18 protein-coding genes are annotated in these 22,437 nt (G+C 66.9%); 7 read left to right on the top strand and 11 right to left on the bottom strand.

What is annotated here, in order from left to right:
* Positions 1-78 precede the first annotated feature (78 nt).
* Positions 79-1,512 (top strand): neutral zinc metallopeptidase, encoded by a 1,434-nt coding sequence (locus ASE48_RS12140; protein ID WP_057167339.1) that lies wholly within the window; start codon positions 79-81, stop codon positions 1,510-1,512.
* A 60-nt stretch (positions 1,513-1,572) separates the two neighbouring features.
* Here ASE48_RS12140 and ASE48_RS12145 read toward each other — a convergent pair whose 3' ends face one another.
* The 3 genes from ASE48_RS12145 to glgP form a co-directional block, all read right to left on the bottom strand.
* Entirely contained in the window at positions 1,573-2,364 is a 792-nt protein-coding gene (locus ASE48_RS12145) for an MspA family porin (RefSeq protein ID WP_235571091.1), read from the bottom strand.
* 85 nt (positions 2,365-2,449) lie between these two features.
* Positions 2,450-3,301, bottom strand: coding sequence for a Vgb family protein (locus ASE48_RS12150; RefSeq protein ID WP_057167363.1), 852 nt, complete (start codon positions 3,299-3,301; stop codon positions 2,450-2,452).
* A gap of 26 nt (positions 3,302-3,327) precedes the next feature.
* On the bottom strand, positions 3,328-5,946 hold the full coding sequence (glgP, locus tag ASE48_RS12155; RefSeq protein ID WP_057167341.1) for an alpha-glucan family phosphorylase: 2,619 nt from the start codon (positions 5,944-5,946) through the stop codon (positions 3,328-3,330).
* A 203-nt stretch (positions 5,947-6,149) separates the two neighbouring features.
* Between glgP and ASE48_RS12160 the strand changes: the two genes are divergently transcribed.
* Positions 6,150-8,219, top strand: a complete 2,070-nt coding sequence (locus ASE48_RS12160) for an alpha-1,4-glucan--maltose-1-phosphate maltosyltransferase (protein ID WP_057167342.1) — start codon at positions 6,150-6,152, stop codon at positions 8,217-8,219.
* 7 nt (positions 8,220-8,226) lie between these two features.
* Positions 8,227-10,425: a 1,4-alpha-glucan branching protein GlgB gene (glgB, locus tag ASE48_RS12165; RefSeq protein WP_057167343.1), complete on the top strand. Its 2,199-nt coding sequence runs from the start codon at positions 8,227-8,229 to the stop codon at positions 10,423-10,425.
* Between the two features lie 71 nt (positions 10,426-10,496).
* Here glgB and ASE48_RS12170 read toward each other — a convergent pair whose 3' ends face one another.
* The 3 genes from ASE48_RS12170 to ASE48_RS12180 all read right to left on the bottom strand — a co-directional run bounded on the left by ASE48_RS12170 (position 10,497) and on the right by ASE48_RS12180 (position 13,023).
* On the bottom strand, positions 10,497-11,390 hold the full coding sequence (locus tag ASE48_RS12170) for a tetratricopeptide repeat protein (RefSeq protein WP_057167344.1): 894 nt from the start codon (positions 11,388-11,390) through the stop codon (positions 10,497-10,499).
* Entirely contained in the window at positions 11,387-11,764 is a 378-nt protein-coding gene (locus ASE48_RS12175; protein WP_156409165.1) for a DUF3817 domain-containing protein, read from the bottom strand. The genes ASE48_RS12170 and ASE48_RS12175 overlap by 4 nt, the downstream gene beginning before the upstream one ends.
* Positions 11,765-11,829: 65 nt before the next feature.
* Positions 11,830-13,023: an acetyl-CoA C-acetyltransferase gene (locus ASE48_RS12180; protein WP_057167365.1), complete on the bottom strand. Its 1,194-nt coding sequence runs from the start codon at positions 13,021-13,023 to the stop codon at positions 11,830-11,832.
* A gap of 94 nt (positions 13,024-13,117) precedes the next feature.
* Between ASE48_RS12180 and mce the strand changes: the two genes are divergently transcribed.
* Positions 13,118-13,594, top strand: coding sequence for a methylmalonyl-CoA epimerase (gene mce / locus ASE48_RS12185; protein ID WP_057167345.1), 477 nt, complete (start codon positions 13,118-13,120; stop codon positions 13,592-13,594).
* An 11-nt stretch (positions 13,595-13,605) separates the two neighbouring features.
* Here mce and ASE48_RS12190 read toward each other — a convergent pair whose 3' ends face one another.
* A complete protein-coding gene (locus tag ASE48_RS12190; RefSeq protein ID WP_057167346.1) occupies positions 13,606-13,896 on the bottom strand; it encodes a hypothetical protein in 291 nt (96 codons plus the stop codon).
* 16 nt (positions 13,897-13,912) lie between these two features.
* Positions 13,913-14,587, bottom strand: a complete 675-nt coding sequence (gene nucS, locus ASE48_RS12195; protein WP_057167347.1) for an endonuclease NucS — start codon at positions 14,585-14,587, stop codon at positions 13,913-13,915.
* 47 nt (positions 14,588-14,634) lie between these two features.
* Between nucS and ASE48_RS12200 the strand changes: the two genes are divergently transcribed.
* Positions 14,635-16,239, top strand: coding sequence for an adenylate/guanylate cyclase domain-containing protein (locus ASE48_RS12200; protein WP_057167348.1), 1,605 nt, complete (start codon positions 14,635-14,637; stop codon positions 16,237-16,239).
* Here ASE48_RS12200 and glsA read toward each other — a convergent pair.
* Genes glsA through ASE48_RS12215 form a run of 3 tightly spaced genes read right to left on the bottom strand, consistent with a single transcriptional unit; the run spans position 16,228 to position 20,126 of the window.
* Positions 16,228-17,520, bottom strand: coding sequence for a glutaminase A (gene glsA / locus ASE48_RS12205; RefSeq protein ID WP_057167349.1), 1,293 nt, complete (start codon positions 17,518-17,520; stop codon positions 16,228-16,230). The two genes, ASE48_RS12200 and glsA, sit on opposite strands and share 12 nt — an antisense overlap.
* 15 nt (positions 17,521-17,535) lie before the next feature.
* Complete coding sequence (locus ASE48_RS12210) at positions 17,536-19,425, bottom strand: hypothetical protein (RefSeq protein ID WP_057167350.1); 1,890 nt, start codon at positions 19,423-19,425, stop codon at positions 17,536-17,538.
* A gap of 35 nt (positions 19,426-19,460) precedes the next feature.
* Positions 19,461-20,126, bottom strand: a complete 666-nt coding sequence (locus ASE48_RS12215; RefSeq protein ID WP_057167351.1) for a DedA family protein — start codon at positions 20,124-20,126, stop codon at positions 19,461-19,463.
* Positions 20,127-20,306: 180 nt separating this feature from the next.
* On the opposite strand from ASE48_RS12215, the gene ASE48_RS12220 reads away from it, so the two are divergent.
* Both ASE48_RS12220 and ASE48_RS12225 read left to right on the top strand, forming a co-directional pair.
* Positions 20,307-21,803 carry a DNA-3-methyladenine glycosylase 2 family protein gene (locus tag ASE48_RS12220; protein ID WP_082614142.1) on the top strand — a complete coding sequence of 499 codons (1,497 nt, stop codon included), beginning with the start codon at positions 20,307-20,309 and terminating at the stop codon, positions 21,801-21,803.
* Complete coding sequence (locus tag ASE48_RS12225) at positions 21,803-22,300, top strand: methylated-DNA--[protein]-cysteine S-methyltransferase (RefSeq protein WP_057167366.1); 498 nt, start codon at positions 21,803-21,805, stop codon at positions 22,298-22,300. The genes ASE48_RS12220 and ASE48_RS12225 overlap by 1 nt, the downstream gene beginning before the upstream one ends.
* The last annotated feature ends 137 nt before the right edge of the window (positions 22,301-22,437 follow it).

Here is a 22,437-nt window from a genome sequence, read left to right on the forward strand (position 1 = left end):
ACCACCGGCAGATTTTCACTATCCTGGCTGCACAAACGCGGCAGGCCCGTCCGGGCGCACCGAAAGGCGGGGCACCATATGAGGCGCCGACAGTTGACGGGTGCGGCGCTGGTCGCCTGCATCGCGCTCCTGCTCAGTGGGTGTGGACAGGAACTGCAGGGCAACGCGGTGTCGGTGTTCGCCGACCCGTTCCGGGTGGCGGGTATGCCCGCCACCGACGGACCGACCGGTCTGCGCGACGACGCCGCCGAACCCACCCGTGAGGTGACCGATACCGACGGCGGCGAGATCGACCACCTCGCGGTCAGCTCGATCAGTGACATCGAGGAGTTCTGGGAGACGGCCTACCCCGAGACCTTCGATGACGACTTCACTCCGGTGTCCGACGTGATCTCCTGGGACGCAGATGGTTTCGACGGCGTCTTTTGCGACACCGACACCTACAACCTGGTAAATGCCGCGTTCTGCCACGAGGACGAGACGATCGGCTGGGACCGCGGCGTGCTGCTGCCCTCGCTGCGCCGGGCCAACGGCGACATGGCCGTCACCATGGTGCTGGCCCACGAGTACGGCCACGCGGTGCAGGAACAGGCGGGGATGGTCACCAGGTCGACGCCGACCCTGGTGTCCGAACAGCAGGCAGACTGCCTGGCCGGGGTCTACATGCGCTGGGTCGCCGAAGGGAACTCACCGCGGTTCACACTGTCCACCGGTGACGGGCTGAACAACCTGCTGGCCGCGATGATCGCGTTCCGCGACCCCCTGCTCAGTGAGGGCGACTCCGACGTCGGCGACGATGAACACGGTTCGGCGTTCGAGCGGGTGTCGGCATTCCAGTTCGGGTTCACCGACGGCGCCGGGTCCTGCGCGACGATGGACCCCGCGGAGATCAAACAGCGCCGCGGCGATCTGCCGGTGTTGTTGCCGGAGGACCAGTCCGGGGAGCTGCAGATCACCGAGGACTCGGTGCGCTCCATCATGGACGCGATGGAGATCCTGTTCGAGCCGGCCGAGCCACCCGAACTCACCTTCGAGCCGCAGGCCTGCCCGGACGCCGATTCCGATGCGCCGGTGACGTTCTGCCCGGCGACCAACACGATCGCGGTGGACCTGCCGGCACTGGAGATGCTCGGCGCGCAATCCGATGACGAGGACACCGGGCTGGTCACCGGGGACAACACCGGATATTCGGTGCTGGTGTCGCGGTACATGCAGTCGATCCAGCATCAGCACGGCGGAGTCGCCCTGAACACGGCGCAGGCCGCGCTGCGCACCGCGTGCCTGACCGGGGTCGCGACCACGAAGATGGTCGACGAAGTGAACACCCCGGACGGCAACACCATTGCGCTCACCGCGGGCGATGTGGACGAGGCGGTGTCCGGCATCCTGCTCAACGGTCTGGCCGCCAGCGACGTGAACGGTGAATCGGTGCCGTCGGGCTTTTCCCGGATCGATGCGTTCCGGGTGGGTGTGCTCGGCGAGCAGGACCGCTGCTTCAAGCGGTTCCCCTGACGGCGGGCCGGGGGCGCCCCCCGCTCGCCGGGAAGAGCGCATCGACTCGGGCTGGCTGGATCAGACCACCTTGGTCTCGCCGTAATAGGCCAGCACCGAATCGGATTCGTCCGTGGAGCGGGTCAGGAACGCGAACGAGCGGATGAAGGACTGGCCCACGCACCCGTCGATCTTGACCTGGAAGTTGCTCACCAGCACCCACGGGTTGGAACCCCGGAACTCCTTCTCGGTGACCGGGACCATGTTGACGATGCCGGGTTTCAGCCCGACGGCCACACCGCCGGTGACCGGCGTGGTCAGCACCGGGACCAGCCCGTCGAGTCCCGGTGATGCCACCTCGATACCGGCCAGGCCGAGTGACGGGGACATGCCCGCGGTGCCGGTGACGGTGACACCGTTCGACGTGCTCATGTCGACGCCGCAACCGATCTGGTAGCCGACCTCCAACACCCCTTCGGGGATCTCACCGCCGTCCGGGCCGGTGATGTTCCCGGTGAAGGTGCCGCCCACGATGTAGCTACGCGACGACAGCGCGGTGGTCAGCGGTGCGGCGACCAGTTGGGTCTCGTTGACCGCGGATAGCGTCAGCCTCCAGCCGTCCGGTGTCTCGGTGCTCGTCGGCGGTGGGGAGGCCACCAAACCGTGCAGCTGTGGTTGAGGCTGCGGCGCCGCGACCGAGGCGGGCTGCATCATCGGGGTGAGCGGAGGCTCCAGGGCGGGGTCGATGGCGGGCGCGAACACCGGATCGACATCGGGCTCGTTCGGGTCGATGCCGGGGTCACCCGCAGCGACCGGGGCGCACAGCACAGCGGCTGCCACCACCACGGTGAACAGCGCAAAGGGTCGCGGCACGACAAACCCCGCAGTAGGCACCTCGAGGAACTTACATCGCCTATGTAACTCTGCGGCCACGACAAGGACACGGCCAGTGCGAGACTCAGCCGACCGGTAACCGCCAGAGATATCCGGCTTCCATCGCCACCCATAGCGCGCCGTCGCGGGCGATGGCCAGCCCGTGCGGTTCGCCGTTCTCGATCAGGTCGACGGTGCTCACCTCGCCGTCGGCCGTGATCCGGGCGATCTGGTCGGACCCCCACAGGCTGACCCACACCCCACCGGACGGATCGGCGACCACCGCGTGCGGCTTGCCGGGCAGGTCGAGTTCCTGGATGGCCTCATCGGTGGGAATCCGGCCGACCTTGTCGGCGAGAATCTCGGTGAACCAGATGGCGTCGTCATGGGTGGCGGCGATGCCGACCGGTCCGGACCGTGGCGTCGGCACCTCGCGTACCCGTAGCGAGCCGGACGGTTCGAGCCGGCCGACCGCGTTCGCCTCGTTGAGGGTGAACCACAGGGCGCCGTCGGGACCCGCGGTGATCATCGACGGCATGCCGCCGGGAGTGGCCACCTCGGTGACCGTGCCGTCGACGTCGACTCTGCCGATCACGCCGGAATTCATCGCGGTGAACCACAGTGCGCCGCCGGGCCCCGACGCGATGCCGAAAGGCGCGCTGCCGGAGGGCAGTTCGACCTCGCTGAGCACACCGGCGGTGGTGATCCGGCCGATCCGGTCATCGCCGTTACGGGTGAACCACAAGGCACCGTCCGGGCCCGCGGTGATGATCGAGGGCCTACTGTCCGGCGCGACGTCGTAGACGGTCACATCGCCGGCTGCGGTGACGCGGGCGATCTGCCCGCTGTGCACCAGGGTCACCCACATGGCTCCGTCGGGACCCGCGGCCAGCGCGTACGGCCCGCTGGGGAGGTCGACCACCAGGATCTGGTTCATGTCCTCCTCGCTCCGCTCGCCCACCCTCACGCCAGGGTGACCAGCGCCAGTTCGTTCTCCCCGGCCAGCAGGCGGTGGTGCGGCAGCACCCGCACCGTGTAGCCGACCGGACCGGCCAGCGGCAGCGGCGTGGTCGTGGAGAAGATCTGGTTGCCACCCACGGTGCCGGTGTGCGTCATCGCCACCTTCACCGGGTCCTGCAGGATGTCGCCGCTGTCGACCCGACCCACGACCGCCTGCACGACGACCTCGTCGGGCGCCAGCCCGGCCAGATACACCGATGCGGTGAGCGTCAGTTCACTGCCGATCAGCGGCGTGTCGGGCAGACCGTAACTGTCCACATCGGTGATCTGGATCTTCGGCCATTCCTGTTGCGCCCGTGAACGATACGCAGCCAACTGGCGTGCCGCGCCGAACGGCACCCCGGTGGAGTCGTCGGTCGGCTCGATGGTGGCGCGCAAGGATTTCGCCGCAGGCGCGTAGTACTTCTCGGTGTAGTCGCGGACCATGCGCGAGGCGAGCACCTTGGGCCCGAGTGCCTGCAGGGTGTGGCGCACCATCTCCACCCAGCGGGACGGCACGCCGTGTTCGTTGCGGTCGTAGAACGTGGTGGTCACCGAGGATTCGAGGAGCTCATACAGCGCGCCGGCCTCGATATCGTCGCGGCGGCTCTCATCGGCAAGCCCGTCGGCGGTCGGGATCTCCCAGCCGTTCTCGCCGTCGTACCACTCGTCCCACCAGCCGTCGCGGATGGACAGGTTCAGCCCGCCGTTGAGAGCGCTCTTCATGCCCGAGGTACCGCAGGCCTCCAGCGGGCGCAGCGGGTTGTTCAGCCAGACATCACAGCCCCAGTACAGCAGCCGGGCCATCGACATGTCGTAGTCCGGCAGGAAGGCGATCCGGTGCCGCACGTCCGCACGGTCGGCGAACCGCACGATCTGCTGGATCAGCGCCTTGCCACCGTCATCGGCGGGGTGGGACTTGCCCGCGACGATCAGCTGCACCGGACGGTCGGCGTCGAGCAGCAGCCGCTCCAACCGCTCCTGATCGCGCAGCATCAACGTCAACCGCTTGTAGGTGGGCACCCGGCGGGCGAACCCGACGGTCAGCACATCGGGATCGAATGCTGTTGCGATCCAGCTCAGTTCAGCCTCTGAGGCACCCCGCTCCAGCCAGGAACGACGCAGTCGTGCGCGCACGTCCTCGATGAGCAGACCGCGCAGCTCGGAGCGGATCCGCCACAGATGACCGGCGTCGACCTGCTGCAGTTTGTGCCAGGTGTCCGCTTCGCTGAGCGAGCCGAGGTCGTCACTGCCGATCAGTTCGCGGGCCAGTTCCACCCATTGCGGCGCCGCCCACGTGGGTGCGTGCACACCGTTGGTGATTGAACCGATCGGCACCTCATCCGGGTCGAAGCCCGGCCACAGCTCGTTGAACATCGCCCTGCTGACCCGGCCGTGCAGCAACGACACCCCGTTGGCCCGCTGGGCCAGCCGCAGACCCATGTGTGCCATGTTGAACTTCGACGGGTCGTCTTCCGCGCCGAAGGCGAGCACCCGTTCCAGCGGGACGCCCGGCAGCAGCCGGGTATCTGACTCATGCTCTTCGCGCGAGCGCTCATCGGCGAAATACCGGGTCACCATGTCGACGGGGAACCGGTCGATACCGGCGGGCACCGGGGTGTGGGTGGTGAACACCGTGGACGACCGGACCACCGTGAGTGCGGTGTCGAAGTCGAGTCCGGCGTCGATCAGCTCGCGGATCCGCTCCACCCCGAGGAAACCGGCATGCCCCTCGTTCATGTGGAACACCTCCGGGGCGGGTAGCCCCTCCACCTCGGTGTAGGCCCGGATGGCGCGGACACCGCCGATACCGGCCAGAATCTCCTGTTTGATCCGGTGTTCCTGGTCACCGCCGTAGAGCCGGTCGGTCACCCCGCGCAGATCGTGCTCGTTCTCGCCGATATCGGAATCGAGCAGCAGCAATGGGATTCGGCCGACCTGGGCGACCCAGACATGCGCGAACAGTTGCCTGCCGTCGGGCATGGCAAGTTCGATGAGCACGGCCTGGCCCTCGGCGTCGGTCAGCAGCCTCAGCGGGAGCCCCTGCGGGTCCAGCGACGGGTAGGTCTCGTGCTGCCAACCGTCGGCGGTCAGCGACTGCCGGAAGTACCCCGACCGGTAGTACAGCCCGACCGCGATCAGCGGCAGCCCCAGATCCGAGGCGGATTTCAGGTGGTCACCGGCCAGGATGCCCAGACCGCCGGAGTAGTTGGGCAGCACCTCGGCCACCCCGAACTCCATGGAGAAATAGGCGATTCCGTTGGGCAGCTCCACCCCTTCGCCGGCCTGGTGCTGATACCACAACGGGCGGCTCAGATAGTCGTCCAGATCCGCGGCGAGCGCGTCGACACGCTGCAGGAATCCCTCGTCGACGGCGAGCTCGTCCAGACGTCGCGGACTGACCAGACCGAGTAGCGCCACCGGATCGGCACCGACCTGGTCCCACAGCGTCGCATCGATGGCGGCGAACAGGTCCTGCGTCGGTTTGTGCCATGACCAGCGCAGGTTGACCGACAATTTCTCCAGTGCGGAGAGCCGCTCGGGGAGATGTGCTCGGACCGTGAATCTGCGGAGGGCTTTCACGCGGCTCCACCTTACTGACCGACCCGCGGTGCGGCCCGGAGGTGTCGCTTCGGTCACCGGAGTCATCTCATCTCGCCCCCCGATGTGTCCCTGACACTAGGTTGGGTACTCAGAGTCGGTAACGAGCGCGTCGAGGCAGAAACAGAGACCAGACGGACCGCGGTCACCGAAGTCGGGGCCGCGCCGAGTGAGGAGATTCGTGCGTGACCGGTCGTATCGGAATCGATGACGTCGCGCCCGCGCTGTCCGGTGGACGATTTCCCGCCAAGGCGGTAGTCGGCGAAGTGGTACCGGTGCGGGCAACGGTGTGGCGGGAGGGTCACGACGCGGTGTCGGCCACGCTCGTGGTGCGCTATCACGGCACGGCCTATCCTCAGCTGGCCCCGGACCCGCCGGGTTTGGTCTCGGAGCCCTCACCCCCGGTGACGCCGCCGCGGATCAAACCACTGGTGCTGCCGATGACACCCGGCCGCACACCCGATGTGCTGCACGGTCAGTTCACCCCGGACCAGGTCGGCATGTGGACCTTCCGAGTCGACGGCTGGGGCGATCCGATCGCCACTTGGCGCAAGGGCGTGACCGCCAAGCTCGACGCCGGCCAGGGTGAAACCGAACTGAACAACGATCTGCTCATCGGTGCTCAGCTGCTGGAGCGGGCCGCCACCGGCGTGCCACGCGAGCAGCGCCGGCCGCTGGTCGATGCCGCGGCCGCGCTGCGCGAACCGGGTGATCCGTTCACCCGTGCCGGCGCCGCGCTGTCTCCCGCCATCGCCGATCTGCTGGATCGCTATCCGCTGCGCGAACTGCTTACTCGCGGTGAGCAATTCGGAGTGTGGGTCGATCGGCCGCAGGCCCGCTTCTCGGCCTGGTACGAACTGTTCCCGCGTTCCACCGGCGGCTGGGACAGCAACGGCAAACCGGTGCACGGCACGTTCGCCACCGCCGCCAAGGATCTCCCCCGGGTCGCCCGGATGGGCTTCGACGTCGTGTATCTGCCCCCGATCCACCCGATCGGCAAGGTGCACAGAAAGGGGCGCAACAACAGCGTGACCGCGGCCGAGGGCGACGTCGGCTCCCCGTGGGCGATCGGAAGCACCGAGGGTGGTCATGACGCCATCCACCCCGACCTCGGCACCATCGAGGACTTCGACGACTTCGTCGCGGCCGCAGCCGATCAGGGACTGTCGGTCGCGCTCGATCTCGCTCTGCAGTGCGCGCCAGATCACCCCTGGGCGCAGGCACATCCGGAGTGGTTCACCGTGCTGCCCGACGGCACCATCGCCTATGCGGAGAATCCGCCGAAGAAGTATCAGGACATCTACCCGCTGAACTTCGACAACGACCCGGCCGGGCTCTACGCCGAGGTGCTCCGGGTGGTGCGGTACTGGATATCGCACGGCGTCAAGATCTTCCGGGTGGACAACCCGCACACCAAGCCGCCCAACTTCTGGGCGTGGCTGATCGGCAAGGTCAAGGACGAGGATCCCGACGTACTGTTCCTCGCCGAGGCCTTCACCCGGCCGGCGCGGTTGTACGGTCTGGCCAAACTGGGCTTCACCCAGTCCTATTCGTACTTCACCTGGCGCACCGCCAAGTGGGAACTCATCGAGTACGGCGAACAGATCGCCGAGTATGCCGACTGCGCGCGCCCGAACCTGTTCGTCAACACCCCGGACATCCTGCACGAAAGCCTGCAACACGGCGGTCCCGGCATGTTCGCCATCCGGGCGGTACTGGCCTCGACCTTCAGTTCGGTGTGGGGCGTGTACTCGGGTTTCGAGCTGTTCGAGCACCGGGCGGTGCGCGAAGGCAGCGAGGAATACCTGGACTCGGAGAAATACGAGCTGCGTCCACGCGATTTCGAGGCGGCGGTGGCCACCGGCCAGTCGCTGGAGCCGTTCATCGGCAGGCTCAACGAGATCCGGCGGCTGCACCCGGCGCTGGAGCAACTGCGCACCATCAAGTTCCACCACGTCGACAATGACGCGATCCTGGCCTACAGCAAGTTCGATCCGGTCACCGGTGACTGTGTGCTGGTGGTGGTGACGCTCAATCCGTTCGGCCCCGAGGAAGGCACCGTCTGGCTGGACATGGCCGGCCTGGGCATGGAGCCCTACGACCGATTCTGGGTGCGAGATGAAGTCACCGGTGACGAATACCACTGGGGCCAGGCCAATTACGTGCGACTGGACCCGGGACGGGCGGTTGCACACATCCTCAACATGCCTTTGATCCCGTACGAATCTCGACTGAGCCTCTTACGGAGGGAGTGAGTAAATCTTGACTCAAACCAACCCCAACACCAGCATTCACCTGCGCCCCGGTGCGAACGACCTGCACCGGCTGAGCGCCGGCGAGCATCACGACCCGCACTCGATCCTGGGCGCGCACGAATACGGCGACCACACGGTCATCCGCGCGCTGCGCCCGCACGCCGAGTCGGTGACCGCGCTGATCGGCGGTGAGCGCTATCCGCTGAATCACCTGGAGGCAGGCCTGTTCGCGGGCGCAGTACCGTTCACCGACCTGATCGACTACCGCCTCGAGGTGCAGTACCCCGACGCCCCGGCCATCACGGTCGCCGATGCCTACCGATTCCTGCCCACCCTCGGCGAGATCGACCTGCACCTGTTCGCCGAGGGTCGCCACGAGCGACTGTGGGAAACCCTGGGCGCGCACCGCCGCAGCTTCACCACGCCGGATGGCGTGGTGGAGGGTTATTCGTTCGCGGTCTGGGCGCCGAACGCCAAGGGCATCAGCCTGATCGGCGAGTTCAACCATTGGGACGGCGGCCAGGCACCGATGCGGGTGCTGGGCTCGACCGGCGTCTGGGAACTGTTCTGGCCCGATTTCCCCGAAGACGGCCTCTACAAGTTCCGGGTCCACGGGGTCGACGGCTCGGTCAGCGACCGGGCGGATCCGTTCGCCTTCGCCGCCGAGGTGCCGCCACGGACGGCGTCGCGGGTCAACACCAGTGACTACAGCTGGAACGACGATGAATGGATGGCCGGGCGCGCGCTGCGCAATCCGGTCTTCGAACCGATGAGCACTTACGAGGTGCACCTGATGTCGTGGCGGCCGGGCCTGACCTATCGCGAGTTGGCGGTCGAACTCACCGACTACCTCGTCGAGCACGGTTTCACCCACGTCGAGATGCTGCCGGTCGCGGCGCATCCGTTCAGCGGTTCCTGGGGTTACCAGGTCACCTCGTACTACGCACCCACACCGCGACTGGGCAGTCCCGACGATCTGCGCTATCTGATCGACACGCTGCACCAGGCCGGCATCGGCGTGATCATCGACTGGGTGCCCGCGCACTTCCCGAAGGACGCCTGGGCGCTGGGCCGCTTCGACGGGACCGCGCTCTACGAGCACTCCGATCCGCGGCGCGGCGAGCAACTCGATTGGGGCACCTACGTTTTCGACTTCGGGCGCCCCGAGGTCCGGAACTTCCTGGTGGCGAACGCGCTGTACTGGTTGCAGGAGTACCACGTCGACGGCCTGCGGGTCGACGCGGTGGCATCGATGCTGTACCTGGACTACTCGCGGCCGGCCGACGGCTGGACGCCTAACATCTACGGCGGTCGGGAGAACCTGGAGGCGGTGCAGTTCCTGCAGGAGATGAACGCCACGGTGCACAAGGTGACCCCCGGCATCGTCACGATCGCCGAGGAGTCGACCTCGTGGCCGGGCGTGACGCGACCGACCAACCTTGGCGGCCTTGGCTTTTCGATGAAGTGGAACATGGGCTGGATGAACGACACCCTGGAGTTCATCAAGCGCGACCCGATTCACCGCAGCTATCACCACCACGAGATCACCTTCTCGATGCTCTACGCGTTCAGCGAGAACTTCGTCCTGCCGATCAGCCACGACGAGGTGGTGCACGGCAAGGGCACGTTGTGGAGCCGGATGCCGGGCAACGACCACAACAAGGCAGCGGGCCTGCGCGGGCTGCTGGCCTACCAGTGGGCACACCCGGGTAAGCAGTTGCTGTTCATGGGCCAGGAGTTCGGCCAGCGCGCCGAATGGTCCGAGGAACGCGGTGTGGACTGGTATCAGCTGTCCGAGCAGAGCTTCTCGACCGGGATCTCGAATCTGGTGACCGATATCAACGCCCTCTACCGCAGCCGCCGGGCGCTGTGGTCCCGCGACACCGTGCCCGACGGCTACTCGTGGATCGACGCCAACGACTCGGCGAACAATGTGCTGAGCTTCCTGCGCTTCGGTGACGACGGCTCGACGCTGGCCTGCGTGTTCAACTTCTCCGGGAACGAGCATGGGCAGTACCGGCTGGGCCTGCCGCAGTCGGGGACGTGGCGGGAGGTGCTCAACACCGACGCCACCATCTACAACGGGTCCGGTATCGGCAACCTGGGATCGGTGGAGGCGACGGCCGAGCCGTGGCACGGGCGCCCTGCGTCGGCGGTGATGGCACTGCCGCCGTTGGCCGCGCTCTGGTTCGAGCTGGAACAGTAGCCCCGCGAACAGACACGAATGGCCCTTATTTCCTAGGAAATAAGGGCCATTCGTGTGTTCTCGGGCAGTTGTCAGTAGAGCGCGTTCGCCAGCTTGCGGCGGGCCGCGATGACCTCCGGGTCGGCGGCGTCGAAGAGATCGAACAATTCGATCAGTCGGGTGCGGGCGGCGGTGCGCTCGTCCCCGGCGGTGGCTTTGATCAACGCGATCAGCCGGTCGAAGGCGGCTTCGACGTTCTGCTGCAGGATCTCGACGTCAGCGGCGGCGAAGGCGGCTTCGGCATCGCCGGGCGCCGCATCGGCCAGCGCCGGTGCCTCGACCGGTCGGGTCGTCGCCCGCTGCAGGAACGTGATCTGCCGAACCGCGCCGATCGCCTCGGCGTCGGTGGGTTTGGCCGCCAGAATGGCCTCGTAGGCCGTCAGCGCCGCGTCGAAATCACCGTCGTCCAGGTAGGCGCGGGCCTGCTCCAACTCCGGGTCGGCCTGCTCGGGCTGTTCGGGGACCCCGCTGAGCTTGCCCGCAGTGGCGCTGATCAGTGAATCGATCCACTGACGCAACTGATCGGGCGGCTGCGGGCCCTGGAAGCTGGAGATCGGCTGACCGCCGGCCAGAGCCACCACGGTGGGTACTGCCTGCACGCCGAACATCTGCGCCACCCGCGGGGTGGTGTCGACGTTGACCATGGCCAGCGACCACGTGCCGCCATCGGTCTGGGCCAGGGCGCCCAGCGCCTCCCCCAACTGGACGCTCGCGTCGCTGCGCGGCGTCCACAGCAGGACGACGACCGGGATCTCGCTGGAACGGACCAGCACCTCGGCTTCCAGATTCGCCTCGGTGACCTGGACCGCGCCGGTCACCTCGGCGGGCGCCGCGGCACCCGGGGGCGGCGGCGGTGGCTGCTTGAGCGCGGAGAGATCGAATGCACCGGCCAGGGCCGGTCCGACGGAAGGGCGTGGGCGTGTCACGCCACCAAGTTTGGCACGTCCTCGCCGGCGCCGGCAGCGACGGTAGGTCCACCGATCCGGCCGGTCCGGTCGGCCCAGATGACGAAGATCACACTTCCCAGCGGCACGATGCTGCCCAGCAACGCCAGCACCCAGGTCACGACGTTCCATTTGCGCGCGATCCCGACCAGCAGTGCGCCGACCAGGAAGGCCATGAAGATGCCACCGTGGATCGGGCCGAAGATCTTCACACCGATCTCGGTCTGCGGGGAACCGACGTACTTGAAGTACATCCCGACCAGCAGTCCGGCCCAGCTGAGTGCTTCCGCGATCGCGATGATCCGGAACCAGCCCGCCACGCTGCGGACGTCATAGTTGTTTGCCATGAGCGCCATTGTGCCGCAGCGGGCGGCCAGCTACTACATTGTGTCGTTGCTCAAACTGAGCGCATTCTCAGCGGTCAGGGACGGCGCAGGACCAGAGCGTCGCCCTGTCCGCCCGCGCCGCACAGCGCGGCGACGGCGTAGCCCGAGCCCTTGCGCGCCAGCTCCAGCGCCGCGTGCAGGGTGATGCGGGCACCGGAGGTGCCGATCGGGTGACCGATGGCGATCGCGCCGCCGTTGACGTTCACCTTCGCCGGGTCCACCCCGAGTTCCTTGGTGGACGCCAGCGACACCGCGGCGAACGCCTCGTTGATCTCGATGACATCGAGCTGATCGACGGTGATGCCCTCGCGCGCAATGGCCTTCTTGATGGCGTTGGCCGGCTGGCTCTGCAACGTCGAATCCGGGCCGGCCACCACACCGTGCGCACCGATCTCGGCCAGCCAGCTCAGCCCGAGTTCGGTGGCCTTGGCCTTGCTCATCACCACGACGGCAGCGGCGCCGTCGGAGATCTGGGAGGCCGAACCGGCGGTGATGGTGCCGTCCTTGCGGAAGGCCGGACGCAGCCCACCGAGGGACTCCGCGGTGGTGTTGGCGCGGATGCCCTCATCCTCGTTGAACTCGATCGGGTCACCCTTGCGCTGTGGGATCTGCACCGGCACCACCTCGTCGGCGAAGACGCCGTCCTTCCAGGCAGCCGCGGCCTTCTGGTGCGACTGCGCGGCCAGTTCGTCCTGCTCGGCGCGGGTGAACTGGTCGACATCATTGCGCTGTTCGGTCAGCGCGCCCATCGGCTGATCGGTGAACACATCGTGCAGGCCGTCGTAGGCCAGGTGATCCACCAGCGTGGTGTCGCCGTACTTGAAACCCTCGCGGCTCTTGGGCAGCAGATGCGGGGCCTGGCTCATCGATTCCTGGCCACCGGCGACCACCACCTCGAATTCCCCGGCGCGGATCAGCTGATCGGCCAGCGCGATGGCGTCGATTCCGGACAGGCACATCTTGTTGATGGTCAGCGACGGCACATCCCAGCCGATGCCGGCGCCGACGGCGGCCTGGCGGGCGGGCATCTGCCCGGCACCGGCGGTCAGCACCTGACCCATGATCACGTAGTCGACCAGGCGCGCCGGTCCGTCAATGTTGGGGAAAGCCTTCTCCAGAGCCGCCTTGATCGCGAGGGCACCGAGGTCGCTGCCCGAGAAATCTTTCAGCGAGCCCATCAGCTTGCCGACGGGGGTCCGCGCTCCCGCAACGATCACCGAGGTCGTCATTTCCATCCTCCAAAGAATTTGTAACGGGCCTGAGAAGGCAAGTGTGGCCGATCACACAGGCATAAAAACTGCAATGTCAGGTTACTTTTACTCTATGACCACCGACCACGTCGATGCCCGCCCGGCACTCGCCAGCGCGCTGGTGACCGCGATCGATCACGTGGGTATTGCCGTGCCCGATCTGGATGCGGCCATCAAGTGGTACCACGACCACCTCGGCATGATCGTGCTGCACGAGGAGGTCAACGAGGACCAGGGCGTCCGCGAGGCCATGCTCTCGGTGCGCGGCTCGGCCAAGGACAGCGCACAGATCCAGCTGCTGGCCCCGCTGGACGAGTCCTCGACGATCGCCAAGTTCATCAGCACCCGCGGCCCCGGCCTGCAGCAGCTGGCCTACCGCACCAGCGATATCGATGCCCTCTCGGAACGGTTGCGCGCCGACGGTGTGCGCCTGCTCTACGACGCACCGCGCCGGGGTACTGCGGACTCGCGGATCAACTTCATCCACCCCAAGGACGCCGGCGGGGTTCTCATCGAACTCGTCGAGCCCAAGGCCGACGCAGTTCATTAGAACGCCGCCCACTAGGACCAGCGTCTGGTCGGGCCGCGGTTGGCCCGGTTGTTCCAGCAGGACGTGTGCCAGTGCCTGCGGTCCTCGATATCGCCGTATTCGACCGGCAGCACCACCACGTGCGCGACGCCGGGCTGGATCTCATGATCGCAACCCGGGCACCGATAGGCCTTGGTGGCCCGTGCCGCCGACACCGTCTTGACCTCGTAGTCGTAGCCGTCAGGACCCGATTCCACGCGCCGCTGCGACAGCCACTGCGGCACCGGTCGGTCCGCACGACGGTCGGGGCGACGCCTTGCCACTAGAAACCGCTTCCCACTAGAACAGCCGGAACTCGTTGCTGTCCAGGCCGCGCATCTTGTCGTAATCGAGTATCACGCAACGAATTCCGCGGTCGGTGGCCAAGGTGCGGGCCTGCGGTTTGATTTGCTGGGCCGCGAAGACGCCACTGACCGGGGCCAGCAGGGTGTCGCGGTTGAGCAGTTCCAGATAACGGGTCAGCTGCTCGACGCCGTCGATCTCACCGCGGCGCTTGATCTCCACCGCCACCGACCGGCCGGTCTCGTCGCGGCACATCAGGTCGACGGGCCCGATCGCCGTCATGTACTCCCGGCGCACCAGTGTGAATCCGGTACCCAGCAGCTCGACATGTTCGGCGAGCAGCTCCTGCAGATGGGCTTCCACACCGTCCTTCACCAGGCCCGGGTCCACCCCGAGCTCATGGCTGGAGTCGTGCTCGATGTCCTCCACGGTGATACGCAGCTGCTCGCCGGCCTTGTTCTCCACCACCCAGACCGGCGCCGCCCCCTCGGTGAGCTCTTCCTGGGTCCAACACGGTGGGGTCATCCAGTTCAACGGCTTGTAGGCGCGATCATCGGCATGCACACTCACCGATCCGTCGGCCTTGAACAGCAACAGACGCCGAGCGGACGGGAGGTGTGCCGTGAGCCGGCCGACGTAGTCGACGGTGCACTGGGCGATGACGAGACGCACCGAACCACCATAGATTGCGCCCGCCGGTTCACTAGGCTGACGCCACGATGACGGACAAGAAGAACGCGGCCCAACGTCTCGGTCTGGTCCTTGAGCGCATGACGAGACAAACCGGTCGCGTCACCGACACCTCGGAGTACGGCTCGTGGATCCTGGGGCGCGTCTCGGAGAGTCAGCAGCGCCGCCGCGTGCGCATCCAGACGATTCTCACCACGGTTGTCCTGGGCGCGAACCTGATCGGGGTGGTGGTGGCATGCCTGGTCGTCACGGTCACCTTCCCGGTGCCCAGTGTCTTCGACTCCGAGGTCCTGTGGATCACGTTCGCGGTGGCGCCTGCCTACATCGTGCTGGCCTTCGTGGTGGGCGTCATCTGGGCCACCAACCGCGTGATCAACAATGTCCGCTGGGCCATCGAGGAACGCGAACCGACGCCCAGGGACCAGCGCAACACCTTCTTCGCGCCGTGGCGCCTGAGCCGCGTGCTGCTCGCGCTGTGGGGCGGCGGCACCATCGTGCTGACCGTGCTCTACGGCCTGCAGAACTCCAACTACATCCCAAAGGTCCTGCTCGGCATCAGCTTTCCCGGCATCGTCGTCTCGGCGAGTTGCTATCTGTTCACCGAGTTCGCGCTGCGCCCCGTCGCCGCCCAGGCCCTGGAGGTGGGACCTCCCCCACGCCGTTTCGCGCCCGGCATCATGGGCCGCACGCTCACGGTGTGGGCACTGGGTTCCGGCGTGCCGGTGCTGGGCATCCTGCTGGCCGCCATCATCACGCTCTCGGTGCAGATCGTGTCGCCCACCCAGTTCGCGGTGGCGGTGATGATTCTCGCGCTCTTCGCGCTGGCCTTCGGATTCATCCTGATGTGGATCCTGGCCTGGTTGACCGCCACCCCGGTGCGGGTGGTGCGCTCGGCGCTCAACCGCGTCGAGGAGGGCGATCTGGATACCAACCTGGTGGTCTTCGACGGCACCGAATTGGGCCAGCTGCAACGAGGTTTCAACTCGATGGTCGCCGGTCTGCGGGAACGCGAACGAGTGCGTGACCTGTTCGGCCGCCACGTCGGCCGCGAGGTCGCCCTGCTGGCCGAGAAGGAGCAGCCCGAACTGGGCGGCGAAGAGCGGCACGCCGCGGTCATCTTCATCGACGTCATCGGCTCCACCGCGCTGGTCACCAGCAGGCCCGCCGTCGAGGTCGTCGAACTGCTGAACCGGTTCTTCGCCGTCATCGTCGACGAGGTGGACAAGCACCACGGCTTCGTCAACAAATTCGAGGGCGATGCCGTACTCGCAGTGTTCGGCGCACCGGTGTCGCTGGACAACGCCGATGAGGAAGCCCTTTCGGCCGCCCGGGCGATGGCGGCGCGGCTGCGCATCGAGGTGCCCGAACTCGACGCCGGCATCGGGGTGGCTGCCGGCCAGGTGGTGGCGGGCAACGTCGGGGCCAAGGAACGCTTCGAGTACACCGTGATCGGGGAACCGGTCAACGAGGCGGCCCGGCTCTGCGAATACGCGAAGTCCGTTCCCGGGCATCTGGTGGCCTCATCGGACACCCTGGCCAACGCCGGCGAAACCGAACGCGCCCATTGGTCGTTGGGCGAGCAGGTGAACCTGCGCGGCCTGGATCAGCCGACCCGGTTGGCGCTACCTGTCTGAGAGTTGCCCACGGATGAACGTCGAGGCGGCATCCACCGCGTCCTCCACCGTGGTGTAGCGGACGTTCTCGAACTCCGAACCCTCCCCGATCACCAGTCGGTCCGGGTCGACGATGAACCCCGCCTTGCCACGATCATGCAACGCGGTGCTCATCCCGGACAGCAGCGCCTTGGCCGCATCGTCGATATCATCGGCCCGCGACACGTCGAGGATCCCGACCACGAAGTCCGCACAGCCCCGGTCGACGGTGCGCACCACCTGTTCGGCGCCGCAGAACAGCAGGTCGCCGTGGGTCTCGTAGACGCGGATGTTGTCACGCGGTTCATAGACGGCCCGCAGGGTGGCTCGCGAATCCCTCGACACCGTCAGGAAGTGCAGCCCGAGTTCCTCGGAGAGCCTGCGGCACAACAGCACTGACCGAACGCTGTTGCCCTTCGCATCGAGCAGCGGCGAGTAGGTGCCGATGCCGAGTTGGCCGGGCAGCACCGCCAGGATGCCCCCGCCGACCCCGCTCTTGGCGGGCATGCCGACCGCGCTCACCCAGTCCCCCGCCGCGTCGTACATGCCGCAGGTCACCATGACCGACAGGGTGCGCCGCACCACCGCGGCATCGGTGACACGTCGACCGGTCAGCGGATTCACGCCATTGCGCGCCAGCGTCGCCGCCATCCGGGCCAGGTCGGTCGCGGTCACCTTCAACGAACACTGCCGGAAGTACACATCGAGCACCTCGTCGGGATCGCCTTCGAGGACACCGAAACTGGCCAGCATGTAGGCGATGGCGCGGTTACGGTCGCCGGTCGCCTTCTCCGAGGCGTACACCTGGGCGTCGAGTTCGAGTCGGCGGCCGGCGAACGCCGAGTAATAGTCCTGGATGAGGGCGAAGCGCTCGTCCGCCGAGGACGCCGGAACCAGCGACACAGCCGCGATGGCACCCGCGTTGATCATCGGGTTCTTCGGCCGTTTGGTGGACCGGTCCACACTGATCTCGTTGAACGCCTCACCCGAGGGCTCCACCCCGATCTTCGCGTCCACCGCATCGGGCCCACACCTGTCCAGCGCCAGTGCGTAGGTGAACGGTTTCGATATCGACTGGATGGTGAATTCGAGTGCAGCATCACCGGATTCGTAGACGAATCCGTCCGCCGACGACAGCGCGAGCCCGAAGCCGTTCGGGTCTACCCGCGCGAGTTCGGGGATGTAGTCGGCCAGCTTACCGTCGCCGACACCGATGAGCTCGCCGCGGATCTGGTCGAGGTAGCGCTGTACCTGGTGGGACACGCCTGCACAGTAGCGCTATGGCTGTGGATAGGGGGCGAACCGGTTGTCGAATCCCGCCTTGCGGGTGGCGATCTGGGCGGCCCGCTGTGCCGCCGTGACGTACTGGGTGTTCGACGGCAGTGCCGAAGCCAGTTCGCTCAGCGGCACCACGCGGGCGCTGACCGTCGGCAGTTGGGTCACAGCGGGGTCGATGTCCTGGAAGCGGATCGAGATGGTGCCCTGGTTGAGGCCGCCGGTGGACACCCAGTTCGCGGCGCCGGGATCACTGGGCGAGACGACGATGGTGTAGGTCGTGTCGTCAGCGTCATCGGCGATCGACTGGACGTTGTTGAGGCTGGTCTGCTCGTTCCAGTAGTCCTTCGTGACGGTCCAGTCATCGGTGACGGGAACGATGAAGTATCCCGCGCCCGCACGGTCGATCGTGATGACCAGCGCCTCGTCGTCGGCGAGCTGGAAGTACCCGGCGCTCTGCAATTGCGTCGCAAGGAATTCCGCATTGCGAGTGGGGTTCTTCAGCACATTGGGTTCGATCAGGTCGCCGGTGGCCGGGTCGGTGGTGGCGACGGCCATGTACTGCGCCTCACGCTGGACACCCAGGGCCATGATGATCGCCGTCACCGCCCCTCTGAGCACCGGCGGCACGAACGGCAGCGGGGGCACCAACGAGACCAGCGCGGTCAGCAGCTTGCTGCGCACCACGGCCGGACCGATGCCGGGGATGGCGAAACCGCCGAGCTGGCTGAACAGGCTATTGGGCGGCCCGCCCACCCGGGTGATCTCCAGGCTCATCGGCTGCTGATTTGCCCAGTCCGACAGGGTGTTCCGGGTGGCGACGATCGTGGTGTCCGCGGTGAGCTGCAGATGGTTCGGGCGTCCGTTGGCCGCTGTCTTGTCCAAGGTGATGGTGAAGGTGCCGTCATCCCCGATGACCAGCTGGTCCTTGGTCAGCACCGTGGCGGTGGTGCCGGTCAGGCCGGTCAGCACACTGAAGGTGGTGTCGGCGGGCAGGTTGGCCAGGTCGGCGAACTTACCGGTGATCACGTACGAGGACGCCCCGTTGACGCCCATGAAGCGATAGATGGTGTCGGGGTTGTCGTACAGGATCCGGGATGCCCCGACGTTCTGGCCGTACCAGGTGTGCGGCGGGGCGACCTGCATCACCACGGTGGGTTTGTTGGAGTTCAGCAGCTGCTGCTGGAACGCCGATGCCATCGCGTAGGCGTCGACCGCGGCGTTGAGGCGGTCGATGTTCTCCTGATCCGGGCCGTTGACCCGGTCGAACTGCCGTTCTGCGGCCCAGGTGAACCCGGACCGCAGCACCAGCTTCACCAGTTTCACCGGCAGCGAGTTGGCGATCCGCTTGGCCAGCTTCTCGGCGCGCAGCTGATCCGGGGTGCCCAGCGGGCTGACCGGGGCCACCGCGCTGGTTGTCTGACTGTCCGCCACCGAGGTCAACGCGGTCTGCACGTCGTGTCCGACTTCCCGACGGGCCGCGGCGAGGACGGCAAGCGCTGCCGGGTGCCCGGCGGGTTCCTCCGGGAGATCCGAGGATCGGGTGTCCGCGGCTGCCGGCGCCGGCGCCGACTTCAGTTCCGTTTCGGGTTCGGTGGTCGCGCGGACGGCCGGCTTGGGCGCCTCGTCGGGCTCGGAACGTTGCGGCGCCGCCTGCGTGCGCACCGTGCGGGATGTCCGCAGACCCGTCTTGCGGTGCGGTGCCGACGGTGTGGCTTCACGCCGGGGTGACGACGTGCTCGACGAGTCCGCATCCGAGCTGCTCGAGGCACCTGGGGACGAGCCCTTGTCGCCGGTGTCCGCCGATGCGACTCCGGAGGCGACGGTGGCTCCGATGCCGAGCGCCACCGCCAGCGCACCGACCCGTCCTATGAACACCGCACCACCGGGCATCGCTGCACCTCCATGACGGTTATAGCAGCGGCCGCCTACTTCGCGGGTGAGAAATCCCCAGCGCGATCCGAACCGGAGCGGCGTGTCAGCCGCGCACGGATGAACCAGCCCACACCGATGATCACGGCGGTGAGCACAAGGTATTGGAGTGCAGACGCGTAGGGCTCGATCCGGTGCCAGTTGGCGCCCAGCAGGTAGCCGGCCAGCACGAAGACCGAGTTCCAGATCAGGCTGCCCAGCAGCGTCAGCGCGGTGAACACCGCGAAGTTCATCCGTTCGATTCCGGCCGGGATGGAGATGAAGCTGCGAAAGAGCGGCAGCATCCGGCCGAAGAAGACCGCCTTGTTGCCATGCTGTGCGAACCAGTCCCTGGTCTTGTCGACGTCCCCACCGTCCATCAGCGGCATCCGGGACACGATATGACGGATGCGGTCATGCCCCAGCCAGGCGCCCAGTGCGTACAACATCCACGCACCGAGCACCGAGCCTGCGGTGGTCCAGACGATCGCACTGAGCACCGACAGTTCGCCGAGCCGAGCGGCGAAGCCCGCCATCGGCAGGATCACCTCACTGGGGATCGGCGGGAAGAGGTTCTCGACGAAGATGGCCAGGCCCGCTCCCGGACCGCCCATCGTCTCCATCAGGTCGACTGCCCATCCCGCCGCACCGCCGAGCTGGTTGGCCTCATCGGGCGAGGTCATGGTGCAGCTACTCCTTGGGTCGTACCGGATTGCGGGGCGACGTGCGCCCGAGCGATGACTCCAGTGTGTCCGAGGGCCGCTGAGGAGGCCCTCAGCTTGTCTGCCCGGCGGTCATCGCGAGCACACATCGATGTCGTTTTTCCGCCAGTGATGTCGGTGCGCGGGTGTAAAGGTGAAGGCATGCACGACGATTTCGACAGCTGCTACCGAGCGGTCCAGTCCAAGGACGCCCGGTTCGACGGTTGGTTCGTGACCGCCGTGCTCAGCACCGGGATCTATTGCCGGCCGAGCTGCCCGGTACGTCCACCCCTGGCACAGAACATGGCGTTCTATCCGACGGCCGCGGCGGCCCAGAAGGCCGGGTTCCGGGCCTGTAAGCGCTGTCGTCCGGATGCGTCGCCCGGCTCCCCGGAGTGGAATGTGCGCGGCGACGTGGTGGCGCGGGCCATGCGGCTGATCGCCGACGGCACCGTGGACCGGTCCGGGGTGACCGGACTGGCGGAGCGCCTCGGGTACACCACCCGGCAATTGGAGCGGCTGCTGCAGGCCGAGGTGGGCGCCAATCCGTTGGCGCTGGCCCGGGCGCAGCGCACCCAAACCGCACGCGTGCTCATCGAAACCACCGACCTGCCGTTCGGTGATGTCGCATTCGCCGCGGGTTTCAGCAGCATCCGGCAGTTCAACGACACCGTACGGGCGGTCAGTGCGTTGACGCCGACCGCACTGCGACAGCGTGCCCGCGGCCGCAGCGCCGATGAGCGGGTCGGGATCGACGCGCTGTCGCTGCGGCTACCGGTCCGCGCACCGTTCTCCTATGAGGGACTGTTCGGCCATCTCGCGGCGAGCGCGGTGCCCGGAGTCGAGGAGGTGCGTGACGGGGCCTATCGGCGAACCCTGCGCCTACCGTCCGGTTCCGGGGTGGTGGCCCTGACGCCGCATCCCGACCATGTGCAGTGCAGCCTGATCATCGACGACCTTCGAGACCTCTCCGCGGCGATCGCCCGCTGCCGGCGCCTGCTCGACCTGGATGCGGACCCGGTCGCCGTGGTCGACGCGCTGGGCCAGGACCCCCACCTCGGCGCGGTGGTGGCCAAGGCCCCCGGCCAGCGCATACCGCGCACCGTCGACGAGGCGGAGCTGGCGGTCCGGGTGGTGTTGGGTCAGCAGGTCTCCGTCAAAGCGGCCCGCACGCATGCGGGGCGTCTGGCGCATGCGTACGGCACAGCGCTCACCGATCCTGATGGCGGCCTGACCCATGTCTTCCCGTCCGTCGAACAGCTGAGCGCCCTGGATCCGGACGGCCTGGCGATGCCGGCCTCGCGTCGCCGCACTCTCATCACGTTGATCGCCGCCATGGCCGCCGGCGATGTCGAGGTCGATGCGGGTGCCGACTGGAACAGGGCAAGAGCCCAACTCGCGGCGCTGCCCGGAATCGGCCCATGGACCACCGAGGTGATAGCGATGCGTGGATTCGGCGACCCCGACGCATTCCCGGTGAGCGATCTCGGGGTCCGCGCGGCCGCCAAGGCCGTCGGACTGCCGGCCGTCCCGGATGCCCTGCTCGAGCACAGTGCCCGGTGGCGCCCCTGGCGGGCCTATGCGACACAACACCTGTGGACCGCACTCGACCATGCCGTCAACGAGTGGCCGCCACGAGCGACGAGGCAGGAGACATGATGACAGGCATGCAATTCCGATCCATCGACAGCCCGGTGGGTCTGCTGACCTTGGCCGGCGTCGATGGACGTCTGGAGCATCTCCGGATGGAAGATCAGACCTATGAGCCGAACCGCGCCGGCTGGGAAGTCGATGACTCGGCTTTTCCGGATGCCGTCGAGCAGCTCACCGCGTACTTCGCCGGCACGCTCACCGAGTTCGAACTGGATCTGCATTTCGGCGGGACGCCATTCCAGCGCCGAGTGTGGGATGCGCTGCTGACAATTCCCTATGGCGAGACCCGAACATACGGCGAGATCGCATTACAGGTGGGATCTCCGACGGCTTTCCGCGCGGTCGGATTGGCGAATGGACACAATCCGATCGGCATCATCGTTCCGTGCCATCGCGTGATCGGAGCCAATGGCAGCCTGACCGGTTATGGCGGTGGGCTTAATCGCAAAAGAGCGTTGTTGGATATGGAAAAGAGCCGATCAGAATTGGCGCTTTTCGATTGATACGCATTTAAGAAAAGTGCTGCCGCATTCCTGGAACGCACAAATGCCCGAGCCCCCCAATTGGTGTGTTTGGGGGGCTCGGGTCTTAATGTGTGTTCGGCGGTGTCCTACTTTTCCACCCTTTTGGGTAGTATCAT

It is taken from the genome of Mycobacterium sp. Root265, from assembly GCF_001428895.1.
Taxonomy (GTDB): domain Bacteria; phylum Actinomycetota; class Actinomycetes; order Mycobacteriales; family Mycobacteriaceae; genus Mycobacterium.

Coding starts and splice junctions, on each gene's coding strand:
- ASE48_RS12140 (WP_057167339.1), top strand. CDS start 79: ATGAGGCGCCGACAGTTGACGGGTGCGGCGCTGGTCGCCTGCATCGCG.
- ASE48_RS12150 (WP_057167363.1), bottom strand. CDS start 3,301: ATGAACCAGATCCTGGTGGTCGACCTCCCCAGCGGGCCGTACGCGCTG.
- ASE48_RS12175 (WP_156409165.1), bottom strand. CDS start 11,764: ATGGCGCTCATGGCAAACAACTATGACGTCCGCAGCGTGGCGGGCTGG.
- ASE48_RS12180 (WP_057167365.1), bottom strand. CDS start 13,023: ATGACGACCTCGGTGATCGTTGCGGGAGCGCGGACCCCCGTCGGCAAG.
- mce (WP_057167345.1), top strand. CDS start 13,118: ATGACCACCGACCACGTCGATGCCCGCCCGGCACTCGCCAGCGCGCTG.
- ASE48_RS12200 (WP_057167348.1), top strand. CDS start 14,635: ATGACGGACAAGAAGAACGCGGCCCAACGTCTCGGTCTGGTCCTTGAG.
- ASE48_RS12210 (WP_057167350.1), bottom strand. CDS start 19,425: ATGCCCGGTGGTGCGGTGTTCATAGGACGGGTCGGTGCGCTGGCGGTG.
- ASE48_RS12215 (WP_057167351.1), bottom strand. CDS start 20,126: ATGACCTCGCCCGATGAGGCCAACCAGCTCGGCGGTGCGGCGGGATGG.
- ASE48_RS12220 (WP_082614142.1), top strand. CDS start 20,307: ATGCACGACGATTTCGACAGCTGCTACCGAGCGGTCCAGTCCAAGGAC.
- ASE48_RS12225 (WP_057167366.1), top strand. CDS start 21,803: ATGACAGGCATGCAATTCCGATCCATCGACAGCCCGGTGGGTCTGCTG.